The organism is Oleiphilus sp. HI0067, from assembly GCF_001635735.1.
Window position 1 is genome coordinate 1 of record NZ_LWFI01000900.1, and the last position, 10,285, is coordinate 10,285.

Annotated in this window: 8 protein-coding genes and 2 pseudogenes; 3 read left to right on the plus strand and 7 right to left on the minus strand. The window is 43.5% G+C overall.

What is annotated here, in order from left to right; all coding sequences use genetic code 11:
- The 4 genes and pseudogenes from A3739_RS31400 to A3739_RS10290 form a co-directional block, all read right to left on the minus strand.
- Positions 1–166 (minus strand): annotated as a pseudogene (locus tag A3739_RS31400) (acetyl-CoA C-acyltransferase); the annotation flags it as partial.
- 215 nt (positions 167–381) lie between these two features.
- Positions 382–1,413 (minus strand): AraC family transcriptional regulator, encoded by a 1,032-nt coding sequence (locus tag A3739_RS10280; RefSeq protein ID WP_068474712.1) that lies wholly within the window; start codon positions 1,411–1,413, stop codon positions 382–384.
- An 86-nt stretch (positions 1,414–1,499) separates the two neighbouring features.
- Positions 1,500–4,610 (minus strand): efflux RND transporter permease subunit, encoded by a 3,111-nt coding sequence (locus tag A3739_RS10285; RefSeq protein ID WP_068501255.1) that lies wholly within the window; start codon positions 4,608–4,610, stop codon positions 1,500–1,502.
- The gene (locus A3739_RS10290) at positions 4,607–5,758 is read right to left on the minus strand and encodes an efflux RND transporter periplasmic adaptor subunit (RefSeq protein WP_068501257.1); all 1,152 of its coding nucleotides are present in this window, start codon (positions 5,756–5,758) and stop codon (positions 4,607–4,609) included. Before A3739_RS10290 ends, A3739_RS10285 begins: the two co-directional genes overlap by 4 nt.
- A 429-nt stretch (positions 5,759–6,187) precedes the next feature.
- Between A3739_RS10290 and A3739_RS10295 the strand changes: the two genes are divergently transcribed.
- On the plus strand, positions 6,188–6,409 hold the full coding sequence (locus A3739_RS10295; protein ID WP_068501259.1) for a SlyX family protein: 222 nt from the start codon (positions 6,188–6,190) through the stop codon (positions 6,407–6,409).
- A gap of 195 nt (positions 6,410–6,604) precedes the next feature.
- Positions 6,605–6,922 (plus strand): ComEA family DNA-binding protein, encoded by a 318-nt coding sequence (locus tag A3739_RS10300; protein ID WP_068501262.1) that lies wholly within the window; start codon positions 6,605–6,607, stop codon positions 6,920–6,922.
- Positions 6,923–6,971: 49 nt separating this feature from the next.
- On the opposite strand, the gene A3739_RS10305 is transcribed toward A3739_RS10300, so the two are convergent.
- The 3 genes from A3739_RS10305 to A3739_RS10315 form a co-directional block, all read right to left on the minus strand.
- On the minus strand, positions 6,972–7,415 hold the full coding sequence (locus A3739_RS10305) for a pilin (RefSeq protein ID WP_082878351.1): 444 nt from the start codon (positions 7,413–7,415) through the stop codon (positions 6,972–6,974).
- A gap of 1 nt (position 7,416) precedes the next feature.
- Entirely contained in the window at positions 7,417–8,841 is a 1,425-nt protein-coding gene (locus A3739_RS10310) for a hypothetical protein (RefSeq protein ID WP_068501264.1), read from the minus strand.
- Positions 8,842–8,927: 86 nt separating this feature from the next.
- Complete coding sequence (locus A3739_RS10315; RefSeq protein WP_304440135.1) at positions 8,928–9,371, minus strand: pilin; 444 nt, start codon at positions 9,369–9,371, stop codon at positions 8,928–8,930.
- A gap of 532 nt (positions 9,372–9,903) precedes the next feature.
- Here A3739_RS10315 and A3739_RS10320 point away from each other — a divergent pair.
- Positions 9,904–10,285, plus strand: a pseudogene (locus A3739_RS10320) (type IV-A pilus assembly ATPase PilB); the annotation flags it as partial.

The following is a 10,285-nucleotide window of genomic DNA, read 5'->3' on the forward strand; positions in this document are numbered from 1 at the left end:
TTACAATGTCATCTACATAATTTGTATCGAAACCATTGCGCTCTTGTAAGGTGTTTAATAAGTCGGACAGCAAAGTAACTGGTTTTACTTCATGAAGTGCGCCAGTCGCCTTCCCTCGACCACGAGGGGTACGAATAGCATCAAAAATCAGGGCTTCGTTTGTCATTATCTTTCATTCCTGTTGTATTGGATTCAAACCGACAATGACTATAAACAAGCAAGCGCTTGGCTCAATGATAAAACCTTACAAGCTTGTTGATCTTTTCTTACAGGTTTAACGAAAGCTAAAAGTTCGGTAAGACTATGTTTCACAGATCAAAAATGACGCAAAACAGAAGTGAAATACTCATACTTCGAAAGCACTGGAGAGAAAAATTGGATTTAATGAGATTCTGATTTTGGACTACGAAATGCGGTTGGGCTTTGACCTGACCACTTCTTGAAAGCACGAATAAACGCGGCTGGTTCAGAGAAGCCGAGCAACTCTGATAGTTGATTCACGGATATATCAGATGTCTTTAACAGTAAGAATGCCCTCTCTCGACGCACACTGTCTTTGATCTCTTGAAAGCTGTGCCCTTCTTCTTTTAAGCGACGTCTGAGCGTATGTGTGGTTGTATTTAGATGTCCTGAAGTATCATCAAAACTTAGAGTTGATGACTTAGCATAAGCATCAATTAAAAGCCTTTTCACTTGTGCTGTGACGCTATCATCTGCCCTAAATTGCGTCAGCAAAGATTGAGGCGCGTGGCTGAGGAAATTTACAAGAGTATGCGGATCTTGCTTAATGGGTAATCCAAGCATTCGTTTGTTAAATGCAAAGACATTTCGCTCGGCACCAAAGTTCAGTGCGCACGGAAACATAAGCGAAAATTCATCTGAATAACTAGGCTCGTCAAACTGAAAGTCAACCCTATCAAGCAACATCGGACGATCAATCATCCAGCAAGACAAACGAATCCATATCACGAACATAGAGGTAATAAAAAACACTTCATCTTCACCTAGAGGATTATCCCACGCGAAGACAAAGCGAGCCTCGTCGCCCTCTTCTTCTAAGGTCAAACGCAGATCATCCGTGAGCAAGGCGATATACCGAGCACTCCGAAGCAAGCCTCGTCTGAGGTTAGGCGCAGAGATAAGGGCGTGGCACATCATCGAAAACGTTCCGAGTTTGAGTCTGTGACTCAGAAAGCCGCCCGCCTCATCTTCCATGTAGCGCCACAAAGTAATTAAAAATACGCCGAGCTCCTCAAGAGGGAAGCGCGTGTTGTCATCATCAATATTAATCAAATCAAGCCAATGCTCTAGTCTGGCTTGCGCGCACACGGCTTCAAGATCAACCGCGCGTTTACGAGGTGCGATAAGTAATGATCGAATGAGTTGAATGGGAACAGAATGCTGACGCTTCAAAGTACACCTAGTTTTTATTCTATACATCAAATGACAACCTAGACCTGAAGCCTAAGCTCTTACCATTCATTGTAAACAAACGCGCTCTAGTGTGAATGTGTTTTTAAAAACAATCGCTTGATATCTTCAACCACAAGATAGTTAATCGGCACTAATATCAGGGTAATCAAGGTCGCGAACAAGATCCCAAAGCCTAAGGATACCGCCATAGGTATCAAGAATTGTGCTTGTGTCGATTTTTCAAACAACAAAGGCATTAATCCGATAAAGGTCGTCAGTGACGTCAATATCACAGGCCTAAAGCGTGACGCTGCAGCAATGCGCACGGTATGATGAATCGCCATCCCTTCAGCGCGCTTTTTATTGACGAAATCAACGAGCACCAAGCTATCGTTTACCACAACACCAATAAGAGCGAGCATACCGAGCAAACTAATTAAGGTAAGATCCATCCCCATAATGAAATGACCACCAATCGCACCTATTGCTCCGAAGGGAATCACAGACATCACAATAAACGGCTGAAAGTAGGACTTGAACGGAATCGCCAATAAGCAGTACACGACAAATCCGACGAACAGTAACCCGTATTTCAAGCTTCCAAAGGACTGACTTTGCTCCTTGGCCTCACCTTCTAACAAGTACGTAATTCCAGGATATGCAGCTAACTCAAGGTCTAAGAAATCTCTTAACTCTTGATTCAAAATCAACATGTTGGTGTTTTGCTTGTCGACATCAGCCTGCACATTGATCGTACGCTTACCGTCTTTACGAAGAATCGACAAGGGACTGATCGATGGAGACAGATCAGCAATAGCCCCCAAGCGCACGCGTTCACCGGTAGGCGTCGTGATTAATACATCGCGCAATTTAGCGACACTCTGACGCTCGTCAATGGGATAACGCAATACAACCTTTATGTCGTCTTGCCCACGTTGAATGCGCTGCACCTCGAGCCCAAAGAAGATATTCCTCACTTGTGATACAACTTGCTGCCTAGTCAATCCCAACACATGCGCTTCTTTGCGTAAATTGATGTCTAAGGCTTGCTTGCCATCAGAGAAGGTATCACTGACATCAAATACACTAGGATAAGACGCGAGCTTTTCTTTCAATTTGTCGGCGATTGCCGATAGCTCATCGAAGTCATCACCACGTAATTCGATATCGATAGGATCACTGACACGACCAATTTCGGCGCGATAGGTCAGTCCGTCAGCACCAGGAATAGTACCTACGAGGCGGCGCCATTCATTGACCAGTTCTCGACTAGATATCGCCAGAGAGCGATCTTCAGGTGCTGTAATTTCAAACATTACCCGACCAATATTACTGCCTGATGAGCTACCCGCAGAGCCTGTTGTCGCCATAATGTTCTCGATAATCGATTCATCACTAACGGGGTCGATATACTTGTCTTGTAATACTTGTGCCTGCTCTAGCATGAAGACGACGTGTTGATCGGTAACAGGCGCTGGGGTACCGGTTGGCATCGTTAACGAGGCTCTTGCCACTTCACTCTGCACTTTAGGGAAAAATATGAAACGCATTAAACCGGAACTCAGCGCACTGCTGAGTATAAAGAGTAAGCAAATAGCAAAGGTCAAACACGCGTAGCGATACCGCAAGGCGACGCTAAGCATTGGCTGATAGAAGCGTAATATAAAGCGCTCAAACCCGATTGCAAAACGTTCCTGCAACGCTAGCAACTTACCCATTAAGGTATCGCTTTGAGAACGATGAATTCTGATGTTCTTGAGGTGCGCTGGGAGTATTAACTTCGATTCAATTAGTGAAAATAAAAGAATCGGTATGACCACCACAGGGATTGCAGCAAACAGTTGACCACGAACACCTTCAATAAAAGCAATGGGCATGAACGCAGCGATAGTGGTGAGGATCCCGAATGTCACTGGAACAGCAACTTCCTGCGTTCCATTGATAACGGCCTCGATACCGCTCTCGGATTTTCTTAGATGCGAGTATATGTTCTCGCCCGTGACAATCGCATCATCAACCACAATCCCTAGAATTAAGATGAAGCCAAATAGCGAAATGATATTAATGCTCACGCCAAAAAACGGCATGACAAAAAAGGCACCCATAAAGGTGACAGGAATACCGATACAAACCCAAAATGCGATCGCGGGGCGTAAAAACAAAGTCAGCAGCAACATCACAAGAATACCGCCTTGTATCGCACTGTCGCTTAAAGTCTTGAGACGCTTTTTGACGATATTAGATCGATCTCGCCATGCGGTTAGTTGCAACAACTGGTTTTGATCTTCACTGCGCGTTGCTATGTAGTCTTTTACCTTATCGGCAACATCAATCGCACTTTCGTCGCCAACACGATAGATCTCAATCAGGGCCGCTGGTTTAACGTTGAAACGCGTAATACTTACATCCTCGACAAAACCGTCGACGATATCTGCAACGTCACCCAAGCGAATGACTCCGCCAGTATTACTAGTACGGATAACAATACGGCTAAACTCATCCGCCCCATAAGCCTGACCACTTGAGCGAAGCAATATGTCGCCGCCTACTGTTTTAATTGCTCCAGCAGACAAATCGAGTGAGGCCTCTCGTATACGCGAAGCGATTTCTTCAAGAGTAATGCCGTAACGCTCTATTACTTGCTCACGCACGTAGATAGACACTTCATAATCGCGCACACCATCAAGCTCAACTTGGCTTACGCCAGTAATTGCAAGCAAGTCGTCCCGAATACTAATTGCTTCTTGTCGCAATTCACGCTCGGCAAGATCACCGTATACAGCCAAGCCAATGACTTCGCGTTGACGTTTCACCAAGGAGACAATAGGGCGTTCCGCATCAGCGGGTAAGTTATTGACACTATCAATACGGTTTTTAACCTCAGCTAATAGCGTTTGCGGATCATATCGCTCATCGACTTCAATATTGACCTGAGCCACTCCCTCAGTCGAGCGACTCGACAATGCGGCGATACCTTCGAGATCATCAACCGCTTGCTCTAGTTTGGTTGAGACAGAGCTTTCAATATCTTTTGGCAATGCCCCAGGCACGGCTACGCTAGCCTGAATAATTCGAGGTTCTATGCTAGGAAATACTTCAAGAGGAATATTTAGTTTTAAAGAGCCCAATCCAATCAGAACGATTGTGAGCATCAATAAGTTTGCTGCGACACTATTGCGCGCGAACCAAGCAATCATTCAGCAACCTTTATCAACGTACCAGATGAAAGTTGCCCTAATGCCGTAGTGATTAACATGTCACCTGCTTTAAGTCCCTCGCCGATCACTGAATACGTATCGTCTTGATGAATAACCTTCACAGTGCGGCGCTCAAGCTGATCTAATGAATCGCCTGTTGCTAGGTACACATATTCATTTTGATATATAAGTGAATTGGGAATGACGATAATGTCGCGCAGTACCTGGCCTGTAATTGTCGCAGACACATATTGATCAGGGAGCAGCGCAAGGCGCTCTTGAGTTTGATCAAAGGGAGAGTCTACTCTAGCGACGAGCGTAACCTGCTGAGTTTGCGTATCAACACCAGCCTCTAATCTCTGGAATGTCGCAGGCCAAAGAACTTTGCTCTGATCTGAACTTGATAACAAAGTGTTTTCAACAACAATGGACAAGACCTCACCTAGGCTTCCTTCAGCAGCTAGTATATTCAACTCATTTGCGTTCACTGGTAGCTTTACGATACCTGCATTCGTACTAAAACCTTCACCGAGCAAAGTGTTAGTAGAGACCACCTCACCTTGCCTAACGTTCGCATTTCGTATCAAACCATCAAAGCCTGCACGCACCTTCGTGCGCTCAAGATTTAACTTAGCCGTATCAAGCGCAACATTTGCCGCACTCAAACGTGATTCAGCAGCTTTAACATGAGGGATACGCAACACGTAATCTTGCGCTTTTTGATTTGGATTACGCTTATTCCAATCTGTCAGCGCTTGTTGCGCTCGGGCTTTTTCGTCTTCTAGGTTAAGCTTCGACGCCGAGAGTTCAGCCTGAGCTTGAGCCACTGCACTCACGAAACTTACGTCATCAATCTCAAGTAATACATCGTCTGAACGAACCCGCTCGCCGTTTTTGAAGCGCGGGTTCTTGGTCACGACGTGCCCCGCAACAAGAGCATGAATCTTATAATCAAACTCAGGCTCAATAAGGCCAAAAGAACGAAGCTGCACTTGGTGGTCTTTTAACTCAAGCTTTTCGACCGATACGGTCAATGCACGAGACTGCACAACAGCGCCGCTTGTCGCTTCAGGTTTGGATAAGCCAAACCAAAAAATCAACAAAAATGTGAGGGCGATAATGCCGAGAATGACGGTAACCTGTTTCATTTACTCTCCAACAAACACGCTCAAGCTTACGAGCTCGGGCTAAATGAAAAATCAAACTAAGAAAAATACGATAGACGTACAACTTAATCTTCGCTTAAGATTTGGCCACAAGTTTAAAACGATGCAGCTGTTTGGTCGTGATTTGCCTCAACTCCGAGTACAAATCTGCGGCGAATGCACACAACAACAATAAACAGACAGCGGAAAATGAAAAAGATTCCATCCCACTCGCATCAAAATAATCGAAGACAAACTACGAAGTTAAGGCGTTTCATATATGGCGTCATCGCTTTCTCAATATTGTTATCGTACACCTACATTGCTCAGCAGCACGCCCCAAAACCACCAATAGTCGCGAGCGATACCGATTCAAAATCAAAGTGATAAGCCATATACTGCGCGCATTCATTTACCAGCACAGAAGCGGATATGTCACTTTCTTTAGAACAGCTAACGCATAAACTCGAAGAGCTCGAGATGAAGCTTGCATTTCAGGACGATACGATAGACACATTAAATCAGATTGTCACAAAGCAAAGCCGCGATATTCAAGATTTATGGACCGCAAACAAAGTCCTCAAACAGAGCTTAAATGAAATGAAATCGGGCAATGAAGATAACGCCCCAGAGCCACCACCTCCGCATTATTGATATGCTCAGACTTATTAAGGCACGGTCTCATGGACAGCGTAAATCAGTCCTACACCAAAAATTGCGATTTACAAATCATTAGTGCATTTAATACACTCTACCGCGCATGGATGCGACCAAATACGTAGAAGGATTCTACTCAACTCTTTACCAATCGGTAAAAGCGCTCCATGTGTCATTTAACAAGGAGCAGTTATGTTTAAAATCAAAACCTTTATTTCACTAGTCTTTGCCAGCGTGTTGGCCGTTGTGCTTTTACACAGCACAGTTGCTTACGCACAAGAAGCAAACCAAACCTCGGAAGCGTCCGTTCAATCACCCTTAAATATCAACGAAGCAGACGCGCAAACGATTGCGAGTAATTTAAAAGGAATCGGAGTGAAAAAAGCTGAAGCGATTATTCAATATCGAAAGAGCTACGGCCCATTTCATGACGTCGAGGAACTTAAAGAAGTAAAAGGAATTGGAAAAAGTATATTAGAAAAGAATAAGCACTTGATTGTAGCTAAGTAAAAACCAAAAGGCCTTTTAGGGTCAGATATAGCAAGATCTGACCCATGTTTTAACTACAAGCGGATGGCAAAAAACGTACTGGGATGCTTGAAGACGTTGCAGTCACTGTCCCGCTAGAAACACACGCCCATATTCCATCCGAAGCACGCTGCAATTGCAAAGTAGCTCCAGCTAAGCCAACACCTACATTTTTCAAAGCACAGCTAATACCACCATTGGACGTAAGCAGAGTTAGCGTACAATACTCACTACTTGCTGAGGTCATACCAACATACCCTCCGGAACCGGGCGTTAACGATGGAGTTTCTCCCTCATTAACAGCAACCTCATAGGTGATTTTTAGCGATGCTAATTCTGAAAATGCACTAGTTAACTGTGACTTTGAAACATAATCCTGATAAGCCGGAATAGCGACAGAAGCCAAAATACCAATTATCGCAACAACGATCATTAGTTCAATTAAAGTAAAACCTTTGACCTTTTTTATATCCATATCACTTACCAATTAAAAAGTTCTTTATTGTTATGAGGTCCAAATATCGTTCGCCATTAAGCCAAAAACGTGGGCCTTGCATGGCCGGAGCAAAAGGATCCATTAGCGAATAGCTTATGCCGATCAATATCACATATGCAACAACGATAAACAAAAGCGTGATGGCTAGCATAGTCGTTAAAATCGTACTTCGGGACGAACCTTGAGTCGAGGTTTTTAATGACATAATTCGCAAGTCACTTTGACGGGAAATAGACCCTAAATAAAGCCCGAGAAACAAACCCCAAAATACAAATAACAGGCACTGAGCCATTGGCATAACGATCACACCAGAAACCAATGAAAGCATCAAAGCGCCTAAAAAAGACATAAAGGCAATATCAATCAGCTCAACCGCTCTATTCGCCTTCAATCGTCCTCGATACAACGACAAGGTCCAAAGCACTATGCCAATCATCGCAACTGTAGCAACTCCGCCCCATTCAACTAACAATTCCAAAATTGAATTATGCGGGTGGCTGAGCATTATCAATTTAACCGGTGCTTCGAATAAACCCGGCCCGATACCAACAAGTAAGTGCATCAAACTAAGCTGATCGATAGTCGCCAACCATAGAGGTATGCGACCACCATCGTTTACTGTAATTAATTGTTTTGCCGACTCATCAAAACTCGACATATACAAAAGAACGCACATTAAAGCGTAAGCAGCTACAGACACCAACAACCCTTTTACCGCCATGCGCTTATCAAAAAATGCGATAAACAATAGGGTAAGCGCCCACACCAAACTAATCCCTAATCCGCCGCCCAAGTACATCAATAGCAAATTGCCGAATAGCATTAGCAAAGCAAGCCGTCCGAAACGCTCACTCCATGAGAAAAATAATAAAGCCGGCAGTACAAACACCTGAACCTGATTAAAGAAGCGAATATTATCGAAACCAAAATAAACAACCGATGGAACGATCTTACCGCCATCGCTAGCAGCAAAAAATAAGTACAACAGCGCATAGCAGATCAGCGAGCTATGCGTAACAACGAGCGCTACAAACACCTGTTTAACAAAGGTAGTCGAACTATTGATCGCGACAAATATCGCCAAGCCAAATAAGAGAAAAAAGTGCAATACGTACAAAAACGAATTCACGGGCTCGATAGAGAGCATTGCCGAGACCAAGCCAAAACTGATAAAGACCAGCCCCCCAAGTAAAGGCAATTTAAATCTACAAACAAAATCGTTGGCCTTGTTGCGACCGGAGATTAAAGAGAAAACGAGGAAAAAAGTAGCAAACACAAGAACTATAGCTTCAAGTAAACGCTGTCGTTCAAAAAAGCTATAGGTAAAGCTTGGTGCTAATGGAAAGAAAGCAAAAAACAGAAAAACCGTAATGACAATTAACAAAATACGTTGAGATTTCATCATCCTAAACGCTCTCTTTCTTATTGATCGTCATAAGTGGCAGACATAAAAAAAGAGGGCGTAGCCCTCTTTCTCATACCAGTCATCTATTAGCTGCAAGAACCTGGCTTGTATTTCTCTGGGAATGCAACAGAGTTGATATTACCACCTGTTGCGCAAGACCATAGACCAGTCGCCGCATCGCGGTTTAAAGTAAGCGTTGCGCCAGTAACAGCAGTCGAACCGTCAAGAGTACAAGTAATCGCAGTAGTACCCGTTAGAGCTAGGCCGCAATATGTTCCGCCGTTCGCTGTTTGACCGATAAAGCCTGCGTCAGTTGCCGTTAATGATGGAGTATCACCACTGTTAACTGCGACTTCAAACTGTGTCTTAAGTGCCGACAACTCTGCTAATGCTGCAGTTGTTTCAGATTTAATGGTGTAATCCTGGTATGCAGGAATCGCTACTGCTGCCAAAATACCGATAATCGCAACAACGATCATCAATTCAATAAGCGTAAAACCTTTCTGTACTGTTTGCATTGCTTTGTTCATTATCAATCTCCAATTGCTCTATGAGCGAATAATAATTTTTTTCTAAGCCGCTTGGGCGTTATTGACTGCTTTGAGACCTTTCCTTTCAAACTGCAAAAAAGTTCTCAAAGCAGTCATCAAGCGCGTCTAATACTAACGTTAGCAGCACCCATGCCAAGCGCAAGAAAATATTTTATTTTTATTTAAAAGCAATGACTTATGGAGTTTTAAGAGAAACAACTATAAGAGTAAATAATCTATAACGAACGACTTGCGATAGCAATAAGTGACGCAATTTGTCACTTCTTACACAGCCGCGACACTAGAAGATTCAGATTTAACTCTCCACATCAAACTGAAGTCACAGACTACCGAACACCTAAACTAGCTTTAACGCCACATATTGCCCCTTACTAGGTAGAATCTCTTTTAAAAACCGAAACTTGCTCTACAATTTTTAAATAGCAGATGAATTAACGCACGTAAGCTAATAATAAATACGCGCATTTAATTCTGCTTATTGAATTAGAACACCTATAAGTAAGAGAACACTATGGCAAGCAATGCCCCAACAAACTTAACTGGACTCGCCCGCAAATTCGTTCTTGATCAAATTATTGATGAAGACACCGCGTTAAATGCACAAACGCATGCGATCGAAAACAACATTCCTCTAATCACGCATCTCGTTTCAGAGAACTTAGCAAATGCTAAAGCCATTGCGTTTTCGGCTGCAGAGGAATTTGGTGTTCCAGTTCTAGACCTTGGAGCATTTCTAAAAGAATCGTTTCCAGAAAAGCTTGTAGACGAGAAACTTATTCGCAAACATCGCGCACTCCCCTTATATGTGCGCGGCAATAGACTATTTATAGCCGTTTCAGATCCAACAAATGTAAACGCTGTCGATGAGATTAAATTCCACACGGGGATGAGTG

Bases quoted from the DNA above. Each gene is read 5' to 3' on its own strand.
- A3739_RS10285 (WP_068501255.1), bottom strand. From the start codon at position 4,610: ATGATTGCTTGGTTCGCGCGCAATAGTGTCGCAGCAAACTTATTGATG.
- A3739_RS10290 (WP_068501257.1), bottom strand. From the start codon at position 5,758: ATGAAACAGGTTACCGTCATTCTCGGCATTATCGCCCTCACATTTTTG.
- A3739_RS10295 (WP_068501259.1), top strand. From the start codon at position 6,188: ATGTCACTTTCTTTAGAACAGCTAACGCATAAACTCGAAGAGCTCGAG.
- A3739_RS10300 (WP_068501262.1), top strand. From the start codon at position 6,605: ATGTTTAAAATCAAAACCTTTATTTCACTAGTCTTTGCCAGCGTGTTG.
- A3739_RS10305 (WP_082878351.1), bottom strand. From the start codon at position 7,415: ATGGATATAAAAAAGGTCAAAGGTTTTACTTTAATTGAACTAATGATC.
- A3739_RS10310 (WP_068501264.1), bottom strand. From the start codon at position 8,841: ATGATGAAATCTCAACGTATTTTGTTAATTGTCATTACGGTTTTTCTG.
- A3739_RS10315 (WP_304440135.1), bottom strand. From the start codon at position 9,371: ATGAACAAAGCAATGCAAACAGTACAGAAAGGTTTTACGCTTATTGAA.